The sequence below is a fragment of the Tardibacter chloracetimidivorans genome (assembly GCF_001890385.1).
Taxonomy (GTDB): Bacteria; Pseudomonadota; Alphaproteobacteria; order Sphingomonadales; family Sphingomonadaceae; genus Tardibacter; species Tardibacter chloracetimidivorans.
In genome coordinates this window covers 2,802,884-2,825,015 of the sequence record NZ_CP018221.1, presented here as the reverse complement: position 1 = coordinate 2,825,015, position 22,132 = coordinate 2,802,884, and the positions used below count along the sequence as shown (strand labels likewise).

General features: G+C 66.3%; 24 protein-coding genes. 6 read left to right on the top strand and 18 right to left on the bottom strand.

The annotated features are described in order from the left end of the window. Window positions 1–290: 290 nt before the first annotated feature. Entirely contained in the window at window positions 291–989 is a 699-nt protein-coding gene (locus tag BSL82_RS14600; protein WP_072598054.1) for a class I SAM-dependent methyltransferase, read from the bottom strand. Between the two features lie 67 nt (window positions 990–1,056). On the opposite strand from BSL82_RS14600, the gene BSL82_RS14595 reads away from it, so the two are divergent. Beyond that, complete coding sequence (locus BSL82_RS14595) at window positions 1,057–2,838, top strand: hypothetical protein (protein ID WP_072598053.1); 1,782 nt, start codon at window positions 1,057–1,059, stop codon at window positions 2,836–2,838. Here the strand turns inward: BSL82_RS14595 and BSL82_RS14590 are convergent. The 12 genes from BSL82_RS14590 to gluQRS form a co-directional block, all read right to left on the bottom strand. Further along, window positions 2,825–3,460, bottom strand: coding sequence for a MarC family protein (locus BSL82_RS14590; RefSeq protein WP_072598052.1), 636 nt, complete (start codon window positions 3,458–3,460; stop codon window positions 2,825–2,827). The genes BSL82_RS14595 and BSL82_RS14590 overlap by 14 nt on opposite strands. A gap of 10 nt (window positions 3,461–3,470) precedes the next feature. Continuing rightward, window positions 3,471–4,364, bottom strand: coding sequence for a bifunctional methylenetetrahydrofolate dehydrogenase/methenyltetrahydrofolate cyclohydrolase FolD (gene folD / locus BSL82_RS14585; protein ID WP_072598051.1), 894 nt, complete (start codon window positions 4,362–4,364; stop codon window positions 3,471–3,473). Next, complete coding sequence (locus BSL82_RS14580; RefSeq protein ID WP_072598050.1) at window positions 4,361–4,681, bottom strand: DUF167 family protein; 321 nt, start codon at window positions 4,679–4,681, stop codon at window positions 4,361–4,363. Before BSL82_RS14580 ends, folD begins: the two co-directional genes overlap by 4 nt. Next, complete coding sequence (locus BSL82_RS14575) at window positions 4,678–4,980, bottom strand: YggT family protein (protein WP_072598049.1); 303 nt, start codon at window positions 4,978–4,980, stop codon at window positions 4,678–4,680. Before BSL82_RS14575 ends, BSL82_RS14580 begins: the two co-directional genes overlap by 4 nt. A 76-nt stretch (window positions 4,981–5,056) precedes the next feature. Continuing rightward, on the bottom strand, window positions 5,057–5,968 hold the full coding sequence (argB, locus tag BSL82_RS14570) for an acetylglutamate kinase (protein WP_072598048.1): 912 nt from the start codon (window positions 5,966–5,968) through the stop codon (window positions 5,057–5,059). Between the two features lie 86 nt (window positions 5,969–6,054). After that, window positions 6,055–6,984, bottom strand: a complete 930-nt coding sequence (locus BSL82_RS14565) for an electron transfer flavoprotein subunit alpha/FixB family protein (RefSeq protein ID WP_072596889.1) — start codon at window positions 6,982–6,984, stop codon at window positions 6,055–6,057. Beyond that, a complete protein-coding gene (locus BSL82_RS14560; RefSeq protein WP_072596890.1) occupies window positions 6,981–7,730 on the bottom strand; it encodes an electron transfer flavoprotein subunit beta/FixA family protein in 750 nt (249 codons plus the stop codon). The genes BSL82_RS14565 and BSL82_RS14560 overlap by 4 nt, the downstream gene beginning before the upstream one ends. Window positions 7,731–7,827: 97 nt before the next feature. After that, the gene (gene egtD / locus BSL82_RS14555) at window positions 7,828–8,793 is read right to left on the bottom strand and encodes an L-histidine N(alpha)-methyltransferase (RefSeq protein ID WP_072598047.1); all 966 of its coding nucleotides are present in this window, start codon (window positions 8,791–8,793) and stop codon (window positions 7,828–7,830) included. Next, the gene (egtB, locus tag BSL82_RS14550; RefSeq protein ID WP_072598046.1) at window positions 8,790–10,058 is read right to left on the bottom strand and encodes an ergothioneine biosynthesis protein EgtB; all 1,269 of its coding nucleotides are present in this window, start codon (window positions 10,056–10,058) and stop codon (window positions 8,790–8,792) included. The genes egtD and egtB overlap by 4 nt, the downstream gene beginning before the upstream one ends. Window positions 10,059–10,139: 81 nt before the next feature. Further along, window positions 10,140–10,712 carry a cob(I)yrinic acid a,c-diamide adenosyltransferase gene (locus tag BSL82_RS14545; RefSeq protein WP_072598045.1) on the bottom strand — a complete coding sequence of 191 codons (573 nt, stop codon included), beginning with the start codon at window positions 10,710–10,712 and terminating at the stop codon, window positions 10,140–10,142. Between the two features lie 7 nt (window positions 10,713–10,719). Next, on the bottom strand, window positions 10,720–10,920 hold the full coding sequence (locus tag BSL82_RS14540) for an HIG1 domain-containing protein (protein ID WP_072598044.1): 201 nt from the start codon (window positions 10,918–10,920) through the stop codon (window positions 10,720–10,722). Between the two features lie 10 nt (window positions 10,921–10,930). Then, entirely contained in the window at window positions 10,931–11,812 is an 882-nt protein-coding gene (gluQRS, locus tag BSL82_RS14535; RefSeq protein WP_158010918.1) for a tRNA glutamyl-Q(34) synthetase GluQRS, read from the bottom strand. Between the two features lie 155 nt (window positions 11,813–11,967). On the opposite strand from gluQRS, the gene BSL82_RS14530 reads away from it, so the two are divergent. From BSL82_RS14530 to BSL82_RS14520, 3 genes are all read left to right on the top strand, one after another. After that, window positions 11,968–12,534 (top strand): HNH endonuclease, encoded by a 567-nt coding sequence (locus tag BSL82_RS14530; protein WP_072598042.1) that lies wholly within the window; start codon window positions 11,968–11,970, stop codon window positions 12,532–12,534. A gap of 47 nt (window positions 12,535–12,581) precedes the next feature. Then, window positions 12,582–15,263: a phosphoenolpyruvate carboxylase gene (ppc, locus tag BSL82_RS14525; protein WP_072598814.1), complete on the top strand. Its 2,682-nt coding sequence runs from the start codon at window positions 12,582–12,584 to the stop codon at window positions 15,261–15,263. 89 nt (window positions 15,264–15,352) lie between these two features. Continuing rightward, window positions 15,353–15,985, top strand: coding sequence for a response regulator transcription factor (locus BSL82_RS14520; RefSeq protein ID WP_072598041.1), 633 nt, complete (start codon window positions 15,353–15,355; stop codon window positions 15,983–15,985). Here BSL82_RS14520 and BSL82_RS14515 read toward each other — a convergent pair. After that, window positions 15,963–16,922, bottom strand: a complete 960-nt coding sequence (locus BSL82_RS14515) for a zinc transporter ZntB (RefSeq protein ID WP_226998482.1) — start codon at window positions 16,920–16,922, stop codon at window positions 15,963–15,965. The genes BSL82_RS14520 and BSL82_RS14515 overlap by 23 nt on opposite strands. Continuing rightward, window positions 16,919–17,695, bottom strand: coding sequence for a precorrin-2 dehydrogenase/sirohydrochlorin ferrochelatase family protein (locus tag BSL82_RS14510; RefSeq protein WP_072598813.1), 777 nt, complete (start codon window positions 17,693–17,695; stop codon window positions 16,919–16,921). The genes BSL82_RS14515 and BSL82_RS14510 overlap by 4 nt, the downstream gene beginning before the upstream one ends. A gap of 63 nt (window positions 17,696–17,758) precedes the next feature. On the opposite strand from BSL82_RS14510, the gene BSL82_RS14505 reads away from it, so the two are divergent. Continuing rightward, on the top strand, window positions 17,759–18,076 hold the full coding sequence (locus BSL82_RS14505; protein ID WP_072598039.1) for a hypothetical protein: 318 nt from the start codon (window positions 17,759–17,761) through the stop codon (window positions 18,074–18,076). Between the two features lie 44 nt (window positions 18,077–18,120). Beyond that, complete coding sequence (locus BSL82_RS14500) at window positions 18,121–19,353, top strand: hypothetical protein (protein ID WP_226998481.1); 1,233 nt, start codon at window positions 18,121–18,123, stop codon at window positions 19,351–19,353. A gap of 3 nt (window positions 19,354–19,356) precedes the next feature. On the opposite strand, the gene BSL82_RS14495 is transcribed toward BSL82_RS14500, so the two are convergent. The 3 genes from BSL82_RS14495 to BSL82_RS14485 all read right to left on the bottom strand — a co-directional run bounded on the left by BSL82_RS14495 (window position 19,357) and on the right by BSL82_RS14485 (window position 22,116). Further along, window positions 19,357–20,253 (bottom strand): C40 family peptidase, encoded by an 897-nt coding sequence (locus BSL82_RS14495; RefSeq protein WP_226998480.1) that lies wholly within the window; start codon window positions 20,251–20,253, stop codon window positions 19,357–19,359. Further along, window positions 20,216–20,614 carry a MarR family winged helix-turn-helix transcriptional regulator gene (locus BSL82_RS14490; RefSeq protein WP_418361258.1) on the bottom strand — a complete coding sequence of 133 codons (399 nt, stop codon included), beginning with the start codon at window positions 20,612–20,614 and terminating at the stop codon, window positions 20,216–20,218. Before BSL82_RS14490 ends, BSL82_RS14495 begins: the two co-directional genes overlap by 38 nt. A 110-nt stretch (window positions 20,615–20,724) precedes the next feature. Then, entirely contained in the window at window positions 20,725–22,116 is a 1,392-nt protein-coding gene (locus BSL82_RS14485) for a leucyl aminopeptidase family protein (protein ID WP_072598037.1), read from the bottom strand. Window positions 22,117–22,132: the final 16 nt, after the last annotated feature.

Sequence of the window (22,132 nt, the reverse complement as noted above, 5' to 3'; positions counted from 1 at the left end):
CCAATGTCCCCCGACGCATCAGCCAGGGGGAAGGTCAGAACATGGGTCACTTCTCAGTGGAAATTTATGCCCCTCCCGGGTCAACTCTCAACGGAAATCAACATTCTTGAACATAAATGAATAGCTGGCTCCGAAACGGCGCGGAGTCAAAGCTGTTCACACACTTGTTCTGTATTGGTTCGCTAGAGAGCGTAGGGGCTCACCTCCCCGGCGCGGTTGGTACAGGGCAGACACAGCCGATGGTGGGCACCTGTAGCATCCGCCCGCCATGGCGGGGTCGCCCGGCAACGTCAGCCCATATCCTCGTGATAATAGATGTCGCGGCCCACGCTCTTGATCACATGGCGCGCTGGAACAGGCGTCGCATAGCGCAGGAAGCTGTGCGGATAGGGGAAGAAGTGCAGGTGCGGGTTGAAGGTGAAGCGATATTCGCGCTCCTGCGGCACCACGATGATGAGGCGCTTCGCCGCAACCCGGCGAAGTTCGGCCAGCGCACCCCGGAAATCCAGAATATGCTCCAGCACATGGGTGCAGATGACCGTGTCGAACGATTTGTCGGGGAACGGCAGCCGCTCGATGTTCGCCTCGTGGAAGCTGATGCCCTCGGCGCGCTTGCGGGTTTCGGAATCGATGATGAAATCGACGCCCGTCAGCTTCATTTCCGGCCTGCGTCCCGCCAGGACATGCAGCAGATAGCCGGTGCCGCACCCCACATCCAGCGCGGTTTCGCCCAGCATGTCGCGCGCGATCAGATCTATGCAGGCCCTGCTGTTGTCGGTCTCGCTTTGCACACGGGGCAGGCGCGCGTAGACATCGCGATATTCTTCGGGAGTGACGAACGGAATGCGCGCGCGAAAATCCTCAAGATCATCGACGAGACGCCCCCAATGACGCCGGAAAAGCCAGCGCATCGCCGCGGAATCGCGCACGAACGGGGGAAGCACCTCTTCCAGCAGGGTGCGGATGGCATTGGTCGTCTCGCGCCGCATTGCGCCTCTTTCCCTGAATCCGGCCGCCCGGCCAGTTTGTTTACCCCCGCGTGATAGCGAACCCCCAATGAATGACAAGAATGATGAAGCGCGGGATCGCCGCTGGCTGTTGCTGCTCGCCCTGTTCTGGCTGGCGGCGGCGATCTGGCTCGTCTCACAGAAATGGGCGGCGATAAAGGGGCTGGCGCTCCCCGACACCGACGACAACCTGCGCCTTCAACAGGTGCGGGACTGGCTGGGGGGCCAGGGCTGGTTCGATCTGCGCCAGCACCGCATGCTTCCTCCGGGAGGAGCGGACATCCACTGGTCGCGGCTCGTCGACCTGCCGCTGGCCGGGCTGATCCTGCTGTTCAAGCCGTTTCTCCCGATTTTCAGGGCAGAGCAGGTTGCGGTGACAATCGCGCCGCTCCTGCCGCTGGGCGTGATCGTCGCGTCGCTCGCCTTCATCAGCCGCCGCCTGATCGCACCCAATGCCTGGGCCATTGCGCCGGTGCTGCTCATGTTCGCCTGGTCCACGCTGGGCATGGTCGCCCCGCTCCGGATCGATCACCACGGCTGGCAGCTTGCGCTGATGATGGTGATGGTGTCGGGGCTCGTCATGCGAAGGCGGGCGGCAGGCGGGGCGGTGTCCGGGCTGGCGCTTGGGCTTTCGCTCGCCATTGGGATCGAGCTTCTCCCCTATCTGGGGCTGACGGCTGCGATCACGTCCCTGTTCTGGGTGGCGGACCGCGCCGAAGCGCCCCGAATGGCTGCCTTCGGCGCAGCTTCGGCGGGCGCGGCGGCCCTGTCGCTCATGCTGTTCATACCCCCTGACGCCAGATGGCTCGGCCTGTGCGATGCGCTGTCGCTCGCGCATGTGCAGGCGCTTGCCCTGGGCGGGGCCGGGCTGGTCCTGCTGGCGGCGCTGCCGCTCCCCAACTGGTGGGCGCGGCTTTCCGGCCTGCTGCTGCTGGGCGGCGTGGTGGCGGCCTCCACATGGGTCAGCCATCCTCAATGCCTTGGCGACCCGTCGGCGCTCATCGATGAGGACGCGCGGCGGCTGTGGCTGGGCAATGTCAGGGAGGCGCGACCGATCTACCGGCAGCCGATCCAGACGCTGATCGCCTCGATGTCCCTGCCGTTTCTAGGCCTGATCGGCTTCGGCCTGGCGATCTGGGAGAACCGGCGCAACCCGGCCCGCCTGCGCGGATGGCTGGCGGTGGCCACGCTTGCGGCATTTTCCTTCGCCTTCTGCTTGTTTCAGACGCGCGCCGCGCCCGCCGCCCAGGTTCTGGGCCTCAGCGGGGCCGCGATGCTCGCCTGGTCGCTCATCCGTCTCGCGCACCGGATGCGCCCGCCTTTCCGCGCCTTTGCGGTGGCTGGGGCATTTCTGCTTTCCTCCGGGCTGATGATCCAGCTTGCGGCCAAGGCGCTACCCGCCGACAAGCGGGGCAGGCTGGTGAGCAAGGCAGGCGTCGCGAACAAGCGCTGCGCCACGCTGGGCGCGCTGCGGCCGCTCAACCGCGTGCCGCCGGGCACGATGTTCACCTTTCTGGATCTGAGCCCGCGCCTGCTTGTCACCACCCATCATTCAGCGATCACCGGGCCATATCACCGCAACGGCAAGGCGATTGCCGATGTGATGAAGGCCTTCGGCGGCACGGCGGACGCGGCGCGGGCGATCGTCGGCCGGTATCATGCCGATTATGTGCTGATCTGCCCCGGCGTGGGGGAATCAACGATCTATGCCCGGCGCGCGCCAAACGGCTTTTATTCGGAACTCGCAGCCGGGCGCGCGCCCGATTGGCTGGAACCCATGCCGCTTGCGGGCGACACCCCCTATCGGCTGTGGAAGGTCAGGAAAAACTAGCGCGCAGGCCGTCGATCACGAACTGCGCGGCAAGCGCCGCCAGGATCACGCCCAATATGCGCGTGATCATCGCCTCCAGTCGCGGGCCGAGCAGCCGCATCAGCGGCGGCGCGGCGAGGAGAGCCACCAGCGACAGCAGCAGCACCGCCGCCAGCGCGCCCAGCACGGTCAGCCGTTCCGCGACATTGTCTGCGCGCGACATCAGCAGCATGGCGCTGGCGATGGAGCCCGGGCCCGCCAGCATCGGAATGCCCATGGGGAAGACGGAAATATCCTCCCACTCCCGCTGGCGCGCCTGTGCATCGCGGGCAACCGCCTCGGCCCGGTCTTCCCGCCGCTGGGTCCGCTTTTCGAACACCATTTCAAGTGCGATCAGGAAAAGCATGATTCCGCCGGCGATGCGGAAGGCGTCAAGGCTCACGCCAAGCGCGCCCAGAAACGCCTTGCCGAACAGCGCGAAGGCGAACAGCAGCGCCCCTGCGATTCCGACGGACCGCAACGCCATGGACCGGCGATGAGCGGCAGGGGCACCCGCCGTCAGGCTGGCGAATATGGGCGCGCAACCGGGTGGATCGATCACCACCAGAAAGGTGACGAGGGCGGAAATGAACAGTTCGGCCATGGCAGCCGCGTTAGATGCCTTCAGGCACGGGGAGGCCCTGCCGCAGGTGCGCGGCGACCAGCGTGTTGCGCAACAGCACCGCGATGGTCATTGGCCCCACCCCGCCCGGCACCGGAGTGATTGCGCCGACATGGCCCATCGCGTCGGCGAAATCGACGTCGCCGACCAGCCTTGTCTTGCCCGGTTCGGCGCCCGCAACGCGATTGATTCCCACGTCGATCACCACCGCGCCTTCCCTCAGCCAGCTTCCCTTCACCATTTCCGGCCGCCCGACGGCGGCGACGACAATGTCGGCGCGGCGCACCACATCCGACAGCGCCCGGGTGCGCGAATGGGCGATGGTGACGGTGCAGCTTTCCGCCAGCAGAAGCTGAGCCATCGGCTTGCCCACGATGTTTGACCTGCCGATCACCACCGCATCCAGCCCCGACAAATCGCCACGCTGCTCCTTCAGCAGCATCAGGCAGCCAAGCGGCGTGCAGGGCACCATGCCGCTCCGGTCGCCGACCGCCAGCTTGCCGGCGTTCACGACATGAAATCCGTCGACGTCCTTTGCCGGATCGATCGCGGCGATCACCGCCGCCTCATCGATGTGCGCTGGCAATGGAAGCTGCACCAATATGCCGTCCACCTGCGGATCGGCGTTCAGCAGGCGCACCACCTCCAGCAGTTCGTTTTCGGTCGCGCTGGCGGGCAGGCGATGCTCGAGGCTCAGCATGCCGGCAGCGGTGGTTGCCTTGCCCTTGGAGCGGACATAGACGCTGCTCGCCGGGTCTTCCCCCACCAGCACCACCGCAAGGCCCGGCGCGCGCCCTGCGGCGGCAGCAAAGCCCGGCACCGCATCGGCCACCCGCGCTCTCAGTTCCTCGGCGAACGCCTTGCCGTCGATGATTGCCGCCGTCATCTCTTCCCGCTCCCTGCAAGCGCTTCCAGCCGCGCCACGATCATCTCCGCCGGACCTTCCAGCCTCACCTGCTTGAGCCTGGCCGACGCACCCGAAACCAGCGAAGCCGAGCGCGGCGGCAGGTCAAGCGTCCGCGCGATCAGCTTCAAGACCGCCTCATTGGCCGCGCCTTCGCTTGGCGCGGCGCTGACCCGCACCGCAAGCGCCATCTTTCCTCCGCCGGTATCCGTCAGGCCTTCCACCGCTTCCCGGTTCGCGCGCGGCGTGACCTTCAAGGCCAGCTTCACGCCGCCATCGACAACGCGCCAGGCGGTCAAAGCGCTCCGGTGTCAAACAGGACGGCGGGCAGCAGCCGCTGCACCGCGATCAGGAGCAGGATCAGCACCATCGGCGAGAAATCGATCCCGCCCAGATCGGGCATGAATCGGCGGATCGGCCGCAGCAGCGGCTCGGTTATCCGCTCCAGCGCATGAAGCACGGTCCGCACGAACTGGTTGTGGACGTTGATGACGTTGAAGGCGACCAGCCATGACAGGATCGCCTGGATGACGATGATCCAGATCAATATCTGCAACAGCATCGTGATGATGCCGACCAGCGCGTAAAGCGTGTTCATCCTGCGGCCGCCCCTTTGAAATTCGTCCCCGACCTAGCGGTTTACGATCCGGCCGACAACCACCGGCGGCAGTGGTTCAATCCTTTGCGCGCACCAGCGTGCCCGCGCCCTGGCGGGTGAATATCTCGATCAGCATCGCGTGCGGCACCCGCCCGTCGAGGATGACGGCAGCGTCGACCCCGGCCTCCACCGCCGTCACGCAGGTCTCCAGCTTGGGGATCATGCCGCCGCTGATCGTGCCGTCGCTCCGCAAGACGGCGATGTCCGGCGGCGTGAGGTCGGTCAGCAGGTTCTTCTGCTTGTCCAGCACGCCCGCCACGTCCGTCAGCAGAAACAGCCGCGACGCGCCGACTGCGGCCGCCACCGCGCCCGCCATGGTATCCGCGTTGATATTGTAGGTCGCGCCATCCGTCCCGACGCCGATCGGCGCCACGACGGGAATCATGCCCGCCGCCGACAGCGTGTCGAGCAGGCTGCGGTCCACCTTCGACGGCTCTCCCACGAAACCGAGATCAACCGCCTGTTCGATGAGGCTGCCGGGGTCGCGGGTGGTGCGCTGCACCTTTGAAGCAGTGACGAAATTGGCGTCCTTGCCCGAAATGCCGACCGCGCGGCCGCCGGCCTGATTGATCCAGGAAACCAGTTCCTTGTTGATCGACCCGGCAAGCACCATTTCGGCGACCTGCGCGGTCGCGGCATCGGTGACGCGCAGCCCGTCGACGAAGCTGGATTCGATCTCCAGCTTCTTCAGCATCGCGCCGATCTGCGGGCCGCCGCCATGAACGACAATGGGGTTGATGCCGACCGCCTTCAGCAGCACCACATCCTCGGCGAAATCGCGGGCAAGTTCCGGATCGCCCATGGCATGGCCGCCATATTTCACCACGAACGTCCGCCCCGCATAGCGTTGCAGATAAGGCAGCGCTTCCACCAGGGTTTCCGCCTTGGCGAGCATTGCGGGCGTTGGCGTATGTTCGACCGGCGACATGGGCGTGCACCTGAAAGAGGCGAGGCCGGTCCCTGCGGCAACCGGCCCCTTGGATCAAGCGATGGATTTTCGGCCCCCGCCCTTTCTCACAATTTTTGTGTGAGTTCGGGGAGGATCTTGAAGAGGTCTCCGACGAGGCCGAGGTCGGCGACCTGGAAGATCGGGGCGTCCTCGTCCTTGTTGATGGCGATGATGGTCTTTGAGTCCTTCATGCCCGCAAGGTGCTGGATCGCCCCGGAGATGCCGACCGCGATATAGATTTCGGGCGCGACGATCTTGCCGGTCTGGCCGACCTGATAGTCATTGGGCGCATAGCCCGCGTCCACCGCCGCGCGGCTCGCGCCGACGCCCGCCTTCAGCTTGTCGGCCAAGGGATCGATCAGCGCATGGAACTGCTCGGACGAACCGAGCGCGCGTCCACCCGAGACGATGATTTTTGCGCTGGTCAGCTCCGGCCGCTCCGACTTTGCGATCTCGGCGCCCGCAAAGCTCGAAAGCCCCGCATCGCCCGCGCCCGACACGGCTTCCACCGTCGCGCTGCCGCCGGTCGCCGACGCCTTTTCGAACGCCGTGCCGCGCACCGTGATCACCTTCTTTGCATCCGACGTCTTCACCGTCGCAATCGCGTTGCCCGCATAGATCGGGCGGGTGAAGCTGTCCGGCCCCTCGACCGACAGAATGTCGGAGATCTGCGCCACATCGAGCAGCGCCGCCACGCGCGGGGCGATGTTCTTGCCCGTCGTCGTCGCAGGCACGACAAACGCATCATGGTGCGCCATCAGCCCCACCACCAGCGGCGCGACATTCTCGGCCAGCCCATGCTCATAGGCCGCGTCGTCTGCGACATGCACCTTGCCCACGCCCGCGATCTTCGCCGCAGCCTCCGCCACCGCGCCGCAGCCCTTGCCCGCAACCAGCAGATGCACTTCGCCCAGCTTGCCCGCCGCCGTCACTGCCGACAGCGTCGCGTCCTTCACCGAGGCATTGTCATGCTCAACCCAGACCAGCGTCTTCATGCGCCTACTCCCATTTCCTTAAGCTTGGCGACCAGCACGTCGACATCGGCCACCTTGATCCCGGCCTGCCGCTTGGGCGGCTCTTCCACCTTCAGCGTCGTCAGCCGGGGCGTCGCGTCGACGCCGTAATCCGCCGGCGTCTTGCTCGCCAGCGGCTTGGATTTCGCCTTCATGATGTTGGGAAGCGACGCATAGCGCGGCTCGTTGAGCCGCAGATCGGTCGTGACGATCGCCGGAAGCTTCAGGTCCACCGTCTCAAGGCCGCCGTCCACCTCGCGCGTCACCTTGGCGCGGCCGTCGGCAATCTCCACCTTCGACGCAAAGGTGCCCTGGCTCCAGCCGAGCAGCGCCGCCAGCATCTGCCCCGTCTGGTTCGAATCATCGTCGATCGCCTGCTTGCCAAGGATCACCATGCCCGGCTGCTCTTCCTCGGCGACCTTCGCCAGCAGCTTGGCGACCGCCAGCGGCTCCACCACGCCCTCGGCCTGGATCAGGATCGCACGGTCAGCGCCCATCGCAAGCGCCGTGCGCAGCGTCTCCTGCGCCTTCGCCTCGCCGATCGACACCACCACTATCTCCGACGCCGCACCCTTTTCCTTCAGCCGGATCGCCTCTTCCACCGCAATCTCGTCAAACGGGTTCATCGACATCTTCACATTCGCAAGATCGACACCCGTCCCGTCCGCCTTCACACGCGGCTTCACATTGTAATCCAGCACTCGCTTCACTGCCACCAACAGCTTCATGCGCGGCGTTCCTTTCTGCTTCCCCGCAGGGGGGTCCATCATTCAAAATTGGGAGCAGGGCTATACGTGCGCAGCCGCGCACGTCAACACGCGCAGGTCAGTCCTGTAACGACTTTTTGGTGCGCGACGCCAGATAAAGCGTGAACAGTCCAGCCTCGTCGCTCCAGTCCCGCAGGGGAGTCCAGCCGCCCGCGCGAAGCAGTAATCGTGCCTCGTCGACATTGTATTTATGACTGTTTTCAGTGTGAATCGTCTCACCCTCGGCAATGGCGAACGCTTCACCCGCGACGTGAAAACGCATGTTCCGCTCGGCCCGCAGATGCATTTCGATCCGATTATGATCCGTGTTCCATCGCACCTCGTGCCGGAATCCCTCGACCGGAATATCGCCGTCGAGCTCGCGGTTCATCCGCTCCAGCAGGTTCAGGTTGAAAGCGGCCGTCAGCCCCTGCGAATCGTCATAGGCCCGAATCAGCCGCTCCACCGGCTTCTTCCGATCGATGCCGATCAGCAGCATCGCGTCTTCGCCCAGCGTCTCGCCGATGGTCTGCAGCAGCGCCACGGCGCGGGGCGCGGCGAAATTGCCGATCGTCGATCCGGGGAAAAAGCCAAGCGCCGGCGACTGCGCGACTTCGCTAGGCAGGTCCAGCCTGTGCGTGAAATCCCCTTCCTGCGGGATGACGTTCACGCCCGGCATCGCCTCCGCCAGCGCCCGCGCCGATGCGCGCAGGAACTCGCCGGAAATATCGATCGGCACATAGACGCTCACGTCCATCGCGCCCAGGAGCAGCGGCGTCTTTCGCGACGAGCCGGAGCCGAACTCCACCACCGCCCGCCGCCCGGCAAGCTCCGCCACTTCGGCTGCGTGGCGCTTGAGCAGGCCGATCTCGGTCCGCGTCGGATAATATTCGGGAAGCCGCGTGATCTCCTCGAACAGTTCCGACCCCCGATGATCGTAGAACCACCGCGCCGGCACCGTCTTTTGCGGCCGGGAAAGGCCGGTCAGCACATCGGCGGCGAAGGCGGGGTCGCCGGACCGCGCCCGGACCGCAACCGCGCTCACAGGCTTTTCGCCAGCCGCAGGCCGGTGAACTGCCAGCGCTGATGCGGATAGAAGAAGTTGCGGTAGCTGGCCCGTGCATGGCCCCGGGGCGTGGCGCACGACCCACCCTTCAGCACGAACTGGCCGCACATGAACTTGCCATTATATTCGCCGACGGCGCCTTCGGCCGGAGCGAAGCCGGGATAGGGCAGATAGGCGGAGCCGGTCCATTCCCAGACATTGCCGAACATGTCGCGCAGCCCGTCTCCCGGGCCGGTCGCGCGCGGTCGGACCGGGCCGGCGTCATCGAGAAAATGCCCCGCGTCCGGCGTCAGGCCGGAGCCTGCGTGTTCCCATTCGGCCTCTGTGGGCAGCCGCGCCCCGGCCCAGCGGGCATAGGCGTCCGCCTCGTAATAATTGATATGCGTGACGGCGGCCGCCGGTTCGATCGGATGCAGCCCGTCCAGCCCAAAGCGCAGCCAGCGGCCCTTTTCAGCCGCCGGTGTCCAATAGAGCGGCGCTTCCGCGCCTTCTGCCTGAACCCAGGTCCAGCCGTCCGACAGCCAAAGCTCGGGCCGCCGGTATCCGCCGTCATCGATGAAGCTGCGCCATTCGGCATTGGTGACCGGCCTGTCGGCAAGCGCATAGGGCGCGAGCAGCGCGTCGTGCGCGGGCGCTTCACAGTCAAAGGCAAAGCCATCGCCTTCATGGCCGGCGCGGACGATGCCGCCGTCGAATGCGACCCAGTCCAGCGGCTCCGGAACCCCGTCCAGCCGATGCTCGGGCGCGGCATAGGCCGGGTGAAGCGGATTCTGCGCGAACAGGTGCAGCAGGTCCGTCAGCATCAGTTCCTGATGCTGCTGTTCGTGATTGACGCCCAATTCGGCGAGTTCGGCCTGTCGCGGCGATGGCGTCTGGAGCACGGCTTCCATCGCCGCATCGACATGGCGGCGATAGTCCAGCACCCGGTCCAGCGAAGGCCGGGTCAGCATGCCGCGCAGGGGCCGGGGCTGGCGCGCGCCTTCGCTCTCATAATAGCTGTTGAACAGATAGGCATAGCTCGGATCGAACGGCTCATAGCCGGCGACGTCGCGCAGGATGAACGCCTCGAAAAACCAGCTTGTGTGGGCAAGGTGCCATTTGGCGGGCGATGCGTCCGGCATCGACTGCACCGTCGCATCCGCGTCTGAAAGCGGCGCTGCAAGCGCGCAGCTTAACCGCCTGGTATCGTGGAAGCGGTGCGCAAGTGCTTCCTCACTCGCAGCGGCGCGTACAGTCCTGTGCATGTCCAGCGCTCTCCCCGCATCTTCGATGCCCTGTAACGGGCAGAAAACGGATTTGGTTGCGCGGGTGGGCGATAAAAGCCGTCAGCCGCGCGTCGCGCCGGGCTGCCAGAGTATGTCGCCGCCGGCGTCGGCATTTATGGCGCGCCCCAGCACGAATAGATGGTCGGAGAGGCGGTTCAGATAGACGAGCGCCGCAGGATTGAGGCCGCGCTCCGCGTTCGCGGCCACCGCGAGCCGCTCCGCCCGCCGCGCCACGGTACGCGCCTGGTGAAGTGCCGCCGCTGCCCGCAGGCCGCCCGGAAGGATGAAGGAACGGAGCGGCTCCAGATGTTCGTTCATCTCGTCCATCTCGGTCTCAAGACGCGTCGACTGGGCGGAAGTGATGCGCAGCGCGGCGCCTTCCGCCTCGCCCGCCACATAGGGAGTGGCAAGGTCTGCCCCGAGATCGAACAATTCGTTCTGGATGCGGCTCACCATCGCGCGGTGCCCATCGCTTTCGATGTCGAGCAGCGCAAGGCCAAGCACGGCATTGGCTTCCTCCACCGTGCCGATCGCGGCCATCAGCGGATCGGCCTTCGACACGCGCGAGCCGTCCACCAGGCCGGTCGTGCCATTGTCGCCGGTGCGGGTGTAGATGCGGTTGAGCTTGACCATCTGCCGCTCAGCGTCCGGAAGCGAACATCAGAAAGACGACCACGATCAATATCGTCACCGCCTGCAATATCACGCGGTTGACCATCAGCTTGTTCTGGCGCTTGCCGCCGACATCCTTGCCGGACGCCATCAGCACGATCCCGCGCACCAGTACGAAAAGTGTGGCAAGCGCCCCGAGCGCGATCAGAATGAAGAAGAAGCTATTCACGCCTTGGGGACTACGCTTTCTGGTACAGCCTGCCAACCGTCAAATCGCCGCTTCTGAGCCGTGCGAGCAACGCCGCCGGGTCGGCGTCCGCCCGCCGCATCTCCTCAAGCGTCAGCGCGCGATCTCTCTTCGCCAGGCGGCGGCCAGCGGCGTCCGTCACCAGCGGATGGTGGTGGTAGCGGGGTGTCGGCAGGCCCAGCAGCGCCTGCAGCAACCGGTGGACGTGGGTTGCGGCGAACAGATCCTGGCCCCTCACCACATCGGTTATCCCTTGTGCGGCGTCGTCCACCGTCACCGCCAGATGATAGGACGCGGGCGCATCTTTTCGTGCAAGGACGACGTCGCCGAACATCTCGGGACGCGCCGCGACCGTTCCCGCCCGGTCGTCATGCCAGTGGAGCGGCGCGGCCAGGGCGACCGCCGCCGTCATATCCAGCCGCAGGGCGTGGGGCGTATCCGGCAAAAGCCGCGCCCGTTCCTCCGTCGACAGCATGCGGCATGTGCCGGGATAGAGCGGCCCGTCCGGCCCATGCGGCGCGGCCCCGCTCGCCGCGATTTCCGCCACGATTTCGCTTCTTGTGCAAAAGCAGGGGTAAATGAGGCCCATGTCGCGCAACCGGGCGAGCGCATCCGAATAGAGATGCATCCGCGCCGACTGGCGGACGACTTCACCGTCCCAGCCGAGCCCGAGCCATCGAAGATCCTCGAATATGCCCTCGACAAAGGCCTCACGGCACCGGCCGGGGTCGATATCTTCTATCCTGAGTATAAAGCGCCCGCCGTCCGCGCTCGCCAGATCATGCGACAACACCGCAGACAGCGCATGGCCCAGATGCAGCCGCCCGGTGGGCGACGGCGCGAAACGGGTGACCGCAACTGGAGCTTGACGCATGACTCTTCCCCGTGCTGTCATGCGGATGTCACGTGGTTTAGGCAGTAGCGGCGTGACGAAAGTCGAGACGGCGGCCCGCGGCGGCTCCGGCTCTGGGTGCGACAGGCGCGGGGGTTGGACGGCGGTGAGCCTGACAACGGAGTAGTGCCCGCCCTATGTACCACCCCGACCTTATCCGGCATCCCGACAGCTGCCCCGCGCTTGTGCTGAACGCCGATTACACGCCGCTCAGCTATTACCCCTTGAGCCTGTGGCCCTGGCAGACCGCCATCAAGGCCGCGTTCCTGGAACGTGTCGATATCATCGCGGAATATGAGCGGGAAATCCACAGCCCCAGCCGCACCATGCGGTTGCCGTCGGTCATCGCGCTTCGCCAATATGTCCGTCCCGCCACGCATCCCGCCTTCACCCGGTTCAACCTCTTCCTTCGCGACCGCTTCCGCTGCCAATATTGCGGATCGCACGACGACCTCACCTTCGATCACGTCATCCCGCGCGCGCTTGGCGGCCGCACGACATGGGAAAATGTGGCGACGGCCTGCGCGCCCTGCAACCTGCGCAAGGGCGGCCGCACGCCGGCCCAGGCCCATATGGCGCTCGCCGCGCGTCCGGAACGGCCGTCGAGCTGGGAACTACAGGAAAACGGCCGCGGCTTTCCGCCGAACTTCCTGCACGAGACATGGCGTGATTACCTCTACTGGGATACCGAACTGCTTGCATGATCGGCCAAAGGGTCCGATGCTGTTGCGACGCAGCATTCGAGGAGCCGATGGTAAAAGCCCGGTCGCAGCATCTCAGCCAGAACGAGGACGTCCGTTATCTGGGGCGGCTGCTCGGCGACGTCATCCGCGCCTATGGCGGCGAAGAGTTATTCCGCCGCACGGAATATATCCGCCGCGCATCGGTTGACCGCCATCGCGGGATCAGCGGGGCGGACGCCGTCGACACCGGGCTGGACCGGCTGTCGCTGGACGACACGCTTTCCTTCGTGCGCGGCTTCATGCTGTTTTCGATGCTCGCCAACCTGGCCGAGGATCGGCATTCGCGCGCTTCGCAGCACTGGCCCAGTCTTGCCTCAGCGCTCGACATTCTGGACAAGCAGGGCGTCGCGCGCGCCGAGGTTATCCGGCTGCTCGACAACGGGCTGATCCGGCCGGTGCTCACCGCCCATCCCACCGAGGTGCGGCGCAAGAGCCTGATCGACCATCGCGCCCGGATCGAGGCGTTGATGACGCTGCGCGACAATGGCGCGTCGACGACGCCCGAAGGCGATGATCTGGAAGAGGCGATCAGCCGCCAGATCGCGCTGCTCTGGCAGACGCGGGCGCTCCGGACCGACCGGCTCTTCGTCACCGACGAGGTGGAAAACGCCGTTTCCTTCATGCGGGAAAGCTTCCTGCCGGCCATGCCGCGCCTCTATGCGGCGTGGGACAAGCTCCTCGAACACAGGCCAAAGAGCTTTCTTACGCTTGGCAACTGGATCGGCGGCGACCGCGACGGCAACCCCTATGTCACTGCCGATGCGCTTCGGCTCGCGCTCCGGCGGCAGGCCGAGGCGGTGCTGCAATTCTATCTCGATCAGGTCCATGCGCTTGGCGCGGAGCTTTCGATCGCCGTCGGGCTTGCGCCAGTGGACGAGGAGCTGCTCGCACTGGCCGAAGCGAGCGGCGACACCGCGCCCGCCCGGCTGGATGAGCCCTACCGCCGCGCGCTCTCGGGCATCTACGCGCGCCTCGCCACGACATATGAGCGGCTGACCGGCCATGCCCCGCCCCGCCGCTCTTCCTTGAAGGGCGAGGCTTATGCAGGGCCGGATGCGCTGCGCGGGGATCTGACCGTGATCGCCCATTCGCTGGGGCACAGCGGGGAGGGCCTGCTGGCGACCGGAGGCGCGCTGGGGCGGCTGATCCGCGCGGTCGAGACCTTCGGCTTTCATCTCGCCACGCTCGACCTCCGGCAGAATGCCGACGTGCACGAGCGGACCGTCGCCGCCTTGCTGGCCGCCGCCGGGGTGGAGCAGGACTATCTCGCGCTTGACGAGCCCGGGCGGGTGGCGCTGCTGCGCCGGGAGCTTGCGTCGCCGCGCCCGCTCACCGTGCCCTATGCCGATTATGACGAGGAGACGGCGGGCGAGCTTGAGATATTCAGGGCCGCCGCCAGCGCCCATGCGCTCTACGGCCAGGGCGCGATCACCGTCGCGATCATTTCAAAGGCGGCTTCCGTCTCCGATCTGCTCGAACTGCTGGTTCTGCTGAAGGAAGCCGGGCTTTATCGCCCGGGGCCTGAGCCAGGCGCGACGATCATGCCGGTGCCGCTGTTCGAGACGATCGACGATCTGGAAGCCGCGCCGCAGGTGATGGACGAGTGGCTTTCCATTCCCGAGGTCGCCGCGCTGGCCAAGGCGCGCGGCTATCAGGAAGTGATGATCGGCTATTCCGACAGCAACAAGGACGGGGGCTATCTCACCTCCAACTGGTCGCTCGCGCTGGGCAGCGAGGCGCTGGCCCGGGTCTTCGCCGAAAAGGGCATCGCGCTTCAGCTTTTCCACGGCCGCGGCGGCGCGGTGGGACGCGGCGGCGGATCGGCTTTCGACGCCATTCGCGCGCAGCCGGCGGGCACGGTCAACGGCCGCATCCGCGTGACCGAACAGGGCGAGGTGATCGCCGCGAAATATGGCGACGCCGAGCACGCCGCCGCCAATCTGGAGGCAATGGTCGCGGCAACCGCCCTTGCCTCGCTCGCGCCGCCCGTGCTCGCCAAAAAGGACGACGAGCGGTTCCGCGCGGCCATGGAAACGCTGTCCGCATCGGCGCGGAACGCCTATCGCGCGCTGGTGTACGAGACGCCCCACTTCCCGGAGTTCTTTCGGCAGGCCACGCCGATCCGCGAGATTTCGGGCCTGAAAATCGGCAGCCGCCCGGCTTCGCGCACGAAATCGACGCGCATAGAGGATCTGCGCGCCATACCCTGGGTGTTCAGCTGGGCGCAGGCGCGGATCATGCTGCCCGGCTGGTATGGCGTGGGCCGCGCCCTTTCCTCGTTCGACGACAAGGGCCTGCTGCGCGAAATGGCCGCAGGCTGGCCGTTCTTCAAGACGACGCTCGACAATATGGAGATGGTGCTCGCCAAGACCGATCTCGCCATCGCCCGCCGCTATGCCGGGCTGGTGGAGGACCGGGCGCTGTCCGAAAGCATCTTCGGGACGATCAGCGAAGGCTGGGCGTTGACGCGCGACTCGCTGCTGGACGCGACGGGACAAAGCCGCCTGCTTGCGCATTCGCCTGCGCTCGATGCCTCCATCCGGCTGCGCCTACCCTATATCGAGCCGCTGAACCTGCTGCAGGTGGACCTTATCCGCCGCCTTCGCGGCGGCGACAGCGACGAAAAAGTGGTCACCGGCATCCAGCTCACCATCAACGCCATCGCCACCGCGCTCAAGAACAGCGGCTGACGATAATTGCGCCGGACGGCGCAGCGTTAAGCAAGCGTTGACCCTGTTGTCCTAAGCTCAGGCCAGCTGGGAAAGGACGTCAGGGCCTGATGGACATGAAACACAACGGTTCAACCGCGCAATCCGATGCGGCCGGGGCCTATGCTTCAGGCGGCCCGCTGATTCTGATCGCCGACGCTTCACCTTCCAGCAGGGATACGCTCTCGGCCGACCTCGGCCACCTGGCCTATCGGGTTTCGGCCGTCGAAAGCGGCAGCGCGGCGCTGATGATGCTTCGGTCGGAACGCCCGGCCCTGCTGCTTCTGGACCAGAACATGCCGGGGCTGACCGGGATCGACCTGCTGCGCGAAATGCGCGGCAGCAGGGAAAACGCCCAGCTGCCGGTCATCATCGTCGCCCATTCCGCCGACGCCGCCTCCGCCGTGGCCGCGCTGAACGCGGGCGCCGACGATCACATCCTGCTGCCCTGCGCGCCTCCGGTGCTCGCCGCCCGGATCGAACGCCAGCTCGACCGTGCGCGGGAAGCCGCGACGCTCCGACAGGCGGTCGGGGCGCTTGACGCGCGGCTCGTCCGCCGCACGCTGGAGATCGAGGAGCTTCAGACGCGGATCGAAGCGCTTCTGGCCGAAAAGGCGGCACTCAATGCCCGGCTGGCAAGCCGCGACCGGACGCCGGATGAAGCGACCAGATCGTCGCCGGTCAAATCCATCGCCGCCATCTGACGATCAGCCACAGCGCCGCGCCGAAGACGCAGCTTCCGATTGCGATCCACCAGAAGGCCATGCCGTCGCTGCGGATTGGAATACCTTCGACGTTCATCCCGAACAGGCCGGTCACAAAGGTGAGCGGCAGGAAGATGAGCGCGATCAGCGCGACGATCAGCGAGCGCTGGTCGATCTGCTCGGTCCTGAGATCGGTGAGCTGCTCGTGGAGCAGGGCGGATCGCTCGCGCACCGCCTCAAGCTCTTCGGCCATGCGTGCGGCGCGATTGGCTGCTTCGCGCAGGTGCAGCCGGTCTTCCTCGGTCACCCATTCGGCGGTCGTCAGCGACAGCCGCTCCAGTGCATCGCGCTGCGGCTGAAGGAAACGGCGAAAGTCGATCGACCGCGACCGGACGCCCGCAATGCGGCTGCGCGCGCCCGCCACCGCCCTCTCGCCGATATGGCCTTCCAGATCGTCTATGAGATCGCCGAGGACCGCCACTTCCGGGTCCAGCCGCGCGGTGATGGCGTCGGCAAGATCGACGATCAGGTCGCCCGGGTCCAGAATGCGCCCGGCGCGCGTCTTCTCGCAGACCTGCTCGATCGCTGAAATGGTGCGATAGCTGATCGAGATCACGAAGCCCGCCTCCGCCCAGAGCCGGATGGAAACCAGCGTATCGGGATCATCATGGGGCGTCGCGCCAAGTCCGCGCAGGTTTATGATCGCGCCGCTATCCAGAAAATCGGCGCGGGGCCGGGTCTCCACCGCCGTCAGCGCGAGAAAGGCCGGATAGGGGATGCCGCACCGGTCGCGAAGCCATTCCAGCGAGCCGCTGTCGCGGCCGTTCAGGTGAATCCAGACGAGCGACGCGTGCCCGTGGCGCGCCACCGCCTCCTCGCGCGGCACGGCGCTCGCCTTGCCCGCGTCTTCGACGACATAGGCCCATTCGCGGTTCACGCCCCGCTCCATCCGATGAACACGGACCGTCCCGGCGGTACGTCCGAAGGGGGGGCGGACGCAGCGATCCGCTCCGCATCGGCGCGCGCGCGGTCGAGGATCGCGGGCGGGACGTCGGGCAGGTGATAGACCCGGTCCGCGCCGGCCAGCAGCCGGGCGGCGCGCAATGTCAACTCGTCGGGATCGGTGCTGGTCAGCGCGACATGTTCCAGACCGCCCGCTTCCACCCCGCCGCCAAGCGCCGTCTTGATCGTCTCATCAGCGTCCGCATGGCGCGCGAGCGGGTCCAGCGGGCCGCCGCGCATCAGCAGGCCGTCCAGAAAGGCGCGCCGCTCGCCCGCATCGGCAAACCGCGCCTTCACCTTCGCCCGCGCCGTCTTCAGCGCTTCGGCAAGGCCGCCGAGCGAGGCGGGAAGCATCGCCTCCAGCCACTGGCGCAGCGCCTTTGCAAGGCTGGCCGAAGCGCCCCCGGTGGCGATGGCGATGATGACCGGCGACCGGTCGACAATCGCGGGCAACGTAAAGTCGCACAGCGCGGGTCGATCCATCGCGTTCACCAAAATGCCCCGCGCCTTCAGCCGCCCGGCTGCAGCCGTGGCGGCCGCATCATCCTCTATCGCAACGATAGCGATAGCGGCGTCCGCCATTTCATCCCGAATGATCCGGGCGCCCGCGCGGTCCAGCAGCCGCGCCTTGGCGGCAGCGGCGGCGCCTTCGCCAAGAAGGATGACGGGACGGCCTTTCAGGCTCAGGAAGACGGGCAGGCTTTCCACAACCCTCTTGTTGCGCGGCGGGGCGACATTGCCAAGCCTCCACCGCATTCCTATTCATTGGAAATGCTCTGGATACGCACAGCAGCGCTGGCTCTTGTCATTCTGGTCGCCATCGCCGGCGGCTGGAGCATGGCTGACGCTGCGGCACAGAACCAGCATGTCACCGGCTCGTGCCATGAGGAGGCCGCAAAGCACTCTACAGACGACCGGGCGGTTCAGGCGGGGCATGTCTGCATCGGCTGCGCCGTCACAATGCCCCGGACGGCGCTGGCGATCCGCGGTGCTGCTCCCAGGTCCGCCGTGACGCCCTCGGCAACGGCGACCGCGCTTCATGCCCAGACGGTTGCGCCCGACACGCCGCCGCCGCGCCTGACCTGCTGATCCATCGCGGGCAACCGCTCATCACGATCAGACAGGAAACACAGATGTTGAAACTCATTCTGCTTGGCGGGGCCATTGCCTCCGCCGGTCCAGCCGTTGGGCAGGACATGGACCATTCCGCGTACGCCATGCACGGCAGCGACAGCACAGCGCCGTGGCAACCCGGCTCCGGCACCAGCCGACAGCCGGGCTTCGAGCCGATGACCGGTGCGCACATCATCTCGGGCGACTGGATGCTGATGGCGCACGGCTATGCCTGGGGCGTCTATTCCGACCAGGGCGGCCCCCGCGGCAGCGAAAAGGCCTTTGTCCAGAGCATGGCGATGCTGGACGCCAGCCGTCCGCTGGGCGACGGAGCGGGGCTCCAGCTTCGCGCCATGGCGTCGCTGGATCCGCTGATGGGAAAGCGCGGCTACCCCATCCTTTTCGCAAGCGGGGAGACGGCGAATGGCGAACCGCTCATCGATCGGCAGCATCCGCACGACTTCCTGATGGAAATGTCGGCCCGGCTCGACTTCGACCTTGGCGGCAATGCCAGCGCGTTCCTCTACGGGGGTCTTCCGGGCGAGCCCGCGATCGGCCCGGCGGCGTTCATGCACAGGGGTTCGGCCCGCTTCAACCCGGAAGCGCCCGTCACTCACCACTGGTTCGATTCCACCCACATCACCTTCGGCGTGCTGACGGCGGGAATCGGGACCGACCACTGGCAGGTGGAAGCATCTGCCTTCAACGGGACTGAACCGAACGAGGAACGCTGGGGCATCGACACGCCCCGGCTCGACAGCTGGGCCGTGCGCGCCAGCTGGACTCCATCGCCGCACTGGTCAGCGCAGATTTCCTATGCCGGGATCAAGGAACCCGAAGCGCTTCATCCGGGCGAGGACGTCGGGCGTCTCACCGCAAGCATCAGCTATGCGAGCAGCCGCCTGTCGGTGACCGGGGCCTATGCGCGGAAAGACCTGAAACCCGGACCGGTGCTGGACGCATGGCTGATCGAGGCGAACTGGAAGGCGGCCGAGCGGCACAATATCTTCGCCCGGGCCGAACGGGTGGAGAATAATGAACTGTTCGATCATCACTCGCCGCTGCATGGCGTGCCGCTTACCGTCAGCAAGCTGAGCCTGGGCTATGCGTGGCAGCTTCCGCTCGGCGGCGAGTGGAATCTGGCGCTGGGCGGGCTTGTCAGCGCCTATGACAAGCCGGCACGGATCGATTTCGCCTATGGCGACGATCCCCGGTCCTTCATGCTCTTCGCCAAATTGTCGTTGGGCGATTGAGCGTTATAGCCGCTTCACGATCGGTGTCGGAGGGTCGCGCTCCGTTGAAAGGAGCGCGACCACATCGGCCAGCGGCTCGACCGCAACCCGCATCCAATGGGCGCTGGCGTGGATCAGCCTTTCCCCATCCGCCATCAAGCCGACATGGCCCGGAAAGAAGACGAGGTCGCCGCGCCTGAGATCGCCCGCCGCCACTTGCTTTCCAAGCGCCGCCGCCTGCTGGTCGCTGTCGCGCGGCGCAAAGATTCCGCACAGGCCGAGCGAAAGCTGGACAAGGCCGGAGCAGTCCAGCCCGTCGCCCGCGCGGCCGCCCCACAGATAGGGCGCGCCCGTCAGTTGCTCGGCAATTGCGACAGGATCGGCCCGGGCTTCGCCGCTGGGCATGATGTGGCGGGGGTGCAGCCATCCCCGTGCCGTGCGGATGAAGCCCTCCTCATTCGTCTCCATCGCCGCAACGCGCGCGCCCATCGGCAGCCGACCGGTGATTCCGGATTTTATGTCGGGGTTGTCGAAGATCAGCGCCAGCGGCGTCGCAATGACATGGGTGGGGGTCGGTCCACCTCTTCCGAGCGCGGCCGACGGGACATAGCCGACATAATGGTCGTGCCGGCAAAAGCCCCAGGCCCATTCGCCGCCGACGTCGAGAACGGCGAACTCCTCGCCCAGCAAAAGCTGGCTGATCGCCTCGTCCGTCTTTTCGGGCGAACGCCGCACCATCACGGACGGGCCAACGCACCGCCATGTCTCGGGCTTTACATAGTGAGTTGCGAAAACCTGCCCGGCGAGCGCCAGATCGGCGATATCGGGGCGGAAGGCGTGAATGCGCGGATCAAGGGCTATCGACGGGCCTTCCAGCCTGAAGCTATTGCGTCCCGGCGGCCGCGCGCCGGGGCTCGTCATTGGTTGCGCCGTCATTCGCCCGTTCGATCAGCTTTGCAAACGCCTTGAGAAAATCGTTACCATCTGGCGTCTGTTCGACAAGCACATTCCTCAAGTCGCTCTCGTCGCGCTGCCGCCGGAGATAGCCGAGCGCGGAAAGCGAGTTCAGCGCGCGGGTGATGACGGGCTTTGACACATGGAGCCGGGCGGCAAGGCCACGCACCGTGTGGGGGCCGGGCAGAAGATAGACGATCAGCAGCAGCGCAAGCTGGCGGTTGGTGAGATCGGGCTGGTTCGACTGCACGTACCGGACGAGAGCGCTCATCCAGGGCGCGAGCCGGGCCCCGGTTTCCGTTGCTGCCAAGTCGCCGTTGCTGGTCATCTTTCCCATACTCGAAACGCGGGATCAGGTCATGAAACGCGCGTTGGGAATAATCGTTGCATGGCAAGAACATTAGCGGCGGTGCGGCTGGCCCGGACGGCCGGAGAACTTCAGCCGAAGCGGCGGCGCAGCATCGCCCAGCCCGCCCGGAGGCCAAGCGCTTCCCCGCCCCTGGGGCGGCCCGGCTTTGCCGCAGGCATCCATGCGAAACTATCCAGATGCGCCCAGGCGAGCCCGTCGGGCACGAATTTCTGGAGGAACAGCGCCGCCGTCACCGCGCCCGCCATGCCGCCCTCGCCCGCGTTGTTGACGTCGGCGATCTCGGATTTCAGCATCTCGGCATAGTTGCTCCAGAGCGGCAGCCGCCAGAGCGGATCGGTCACCTCGCTGCCGCCTTCCAGCAGATCTTCGGCAAGCGCATCGTCATTGCTGAACAGGGCGGGAAGCTCTGGACCCAGCGCAACACGCGCGGCTCCGGTAAGCGTTGCATAATCGATCATCAACTCCGGCTTGTGCTCGGCGGCAAGCGCAAGCGCATCGGCCAGGATCAGCCGCCCTTCGGCATCGGTGTTGCCGATCTCCACCGTCAGCCCCTGGCGCGACGTCAGCACGTCGCCGGGGCGGAAGGCAGCGCTGCCGACAGCGTTTTCGACGATCGGGATCACCAGATGCAGCCGCACCGGCAGGGCCGACGCCATCACCAGCCGCGCCAGCGCCAGCGCATGCGCCGCGCCGCCCATATCCTTCTTCATCAGCAGCATCGCCGAGCTTGGCTTGATGTCCAGCCCGCCGGAATCAAAGCAGACGCCCTTGCCGATGACGGCGATGCGGGGGTGTGATTCATCACCCCATTCCGCCTCCAGCACGCACGGTTCGCGGCCCGGCGCGGCGGCGCGGCCGACGGCTGCGACGAGGGGGAAATGCGTCTCGACCTCGCTTCCTGAATGGACGGTCAAGGCCGGACGGAACGGCTTCAGCGCCTCTTCAGCGGCCGAGGCGAGTTCTGCCGGGCCAAGATCGCCCGCAGGCGTGTTCACCAGATCGCGGACCAGCCCCACGGCTTCGGCGAGCCGCACCGCCTCATCGATCCGCGCGGGGTCGCTCGTCAGGAGCACGCGCGGTCCGGCAGCGTCCTGCGCCTTTTTGTATTTTTCAAAGCGGTATTGCGCCAGCATCCAGCCGAGCGCCGCCGCGCCGGAGCTGCCTTCGGCAAGCCTGTACGCGCCTTCGGGCAGGCGTTCCGCCGCCTTGGCGAGGCACCACGGGCTCAATTCCTCCACATTGGCGACGCCGAGCACGACGGACCAATCGTCCGCGTCCCTGTCGCCGGGAAGAATCGCCAGCTCATAGCCTTTCCCGGCAAAGCGCTGGGCCTCGACCGCCGCCGCCACCCTTTGCGGCTGCGCCTTCAGCCAGCCATCGAAGGTCTTTGCATCGACAAGCCTGAGCGTGTGTGCGGGCTCGCCGCGATCGGGCTGGAGAAGGGGCGCGAAATCGGTCATCGCCCAACCATGCCGC

What these genes read in the sequence shown, in the direction of transcription:
- egtB (WP_072598046.1), bottom strand. Translation starts at nt 10,058, where the DNA reads ATGCACAGGACTGTACGCGCCGCTGCGAGTGAGGAAGCACTTGCGCAC.
- BSL82_RS14505 (WP_072598039.1), top strand. Translation starts at nt 17,759, where the DNA reads ATGCTCTGGATACGCACAGCAGCGCTGGCTCTTGTCATTCTGGTCGCC.
- BSL82_RS14560 (WP_072596890.1), bottom strand. Translation starts at nt 7,730, where the DNA reads ATGAAGCTGTTGGTGGCAGTGAAGCGAGTGCTGGATTACAATGTGAAG.
- ppc (WP_072598814.1), top strand. Translation starts at nt 12,582, where the DNA reads ATGGTAAAAGCCCGGTCGCAGCATCTCAGCCAGAACGAGGACGTCCGT.
- BSL82_RS14495 (WP_226998480.1), bottom strand. Translation starts at nt 20,253, where the DNA reads ATGACGAGCCCCGGCGCGCGGCCGCCGGGACGCAATAGCTTCAGGCTG.
- argB (WP_072598048.1), bottom strand. Translation starts at nt 5,968, where the DNA reads ATGTCGCCGGTCGAACATACGCCAACGCCCGCAATGCTCGCCAAGGCG.
- BSL82_RS14565 (WP_072596889.1), bottom strand. Translation starts at nt 6,984, where the DNA reads ATGAAGACGCTGGTCTGGGTTGAGCATGACAATGCCTCGGTGAAGGAC.
- folD (WP_072598051.1), bottom strand. Translation starts at nt 4,364, where the DNA reads ATGACGGCGGCAATCATCGACGGCAAGGCGTTCGCCGAGGAACTGAGA.
- gluQRS (WP_158010918.1), bottom strand. Translation starts at nt 11,812, where the DNA reads ATGCGTCAAGCTCCAGTTGCGGTCACCCGTTTCGCGCCGTCGCCCACC.
- BSL82_RS14590 (WP_072598052.1), bottom strand. Translation starts at nt 3,460, where the DNA reads ATGGCCGAACTGTTCATTTCCGCCCTCGTCACCTTTCTGGTGGTGATC.
- BSL82_RS14520 (WP_072598041.1), top strand. Translation starts at nt 15,353, where the DNA reads ATGGACATGAAACACAACGGTTCAACCGCGCAATCCGATGCGGCCGGG.
- BSL82_RS14600 (WP_072598054.1), bottom strand. Translation starts at nt 989, where the DNA reads ATGCGGCGCGAGACGACCAATGCCATCCGCACCCTGCTGGAAGAGGTG.
- BSL82_RS14530 (WP_072598042.1), top strand. Translation starts at nt 11,968, where the DNA reads ATGTACCACCCCGACCTTATCCGGCATCCCGACAGCTGCCCCGCGCTT.
- BSL82_RS14500 (WP_226998481.1), top strand. Translation starts at nt 18,121, where the DNA reads ATGTTGAAACTCATTCTGCTTGGCGGGGCCATTGCCTCCGCCGGTCCA.
- BSL82_RS14575 (WP_072598049.1), bottom strand. Translation starts at nt 4,980, where the DNA reads ATGAACACGCTTTACGCGCTGGTCGGCATCATCACGATGCTGTTGCAG.
- BSL82_RS14490 (WP_418361258.1), bottom strand. Translation starts at nt 20,614, where the DNA reads ATGACCAGCAACGGCGACTTGGCAGCAACGGAAACCGGGGCCCGGCTC.
- BSL82_RS14485 (WP_072598037.1), bottom strand. Translation starts at nt 22,116, where the DNA reads ATGACCGATTTCGCGCCCCTTCTCCAGCCCGATCGCGGCGAGCCCGCA.
- BSL82_RS14595 (WP_072598053.1), top strand. Translation starts at nt 1,057, where the DNA reads ATGAATGACAAGAATGATGAAGCGCGGGATCGCCGCTGGCTGTTGCTG.
- BSL82_RS14545 (WP_072598045.1), bottom strand. Translation starts at nt 10,712, where the DNA reads ATGGTCAAGCTCAACCGCATCTACACCCGCACCGGCGACAATGGCACG.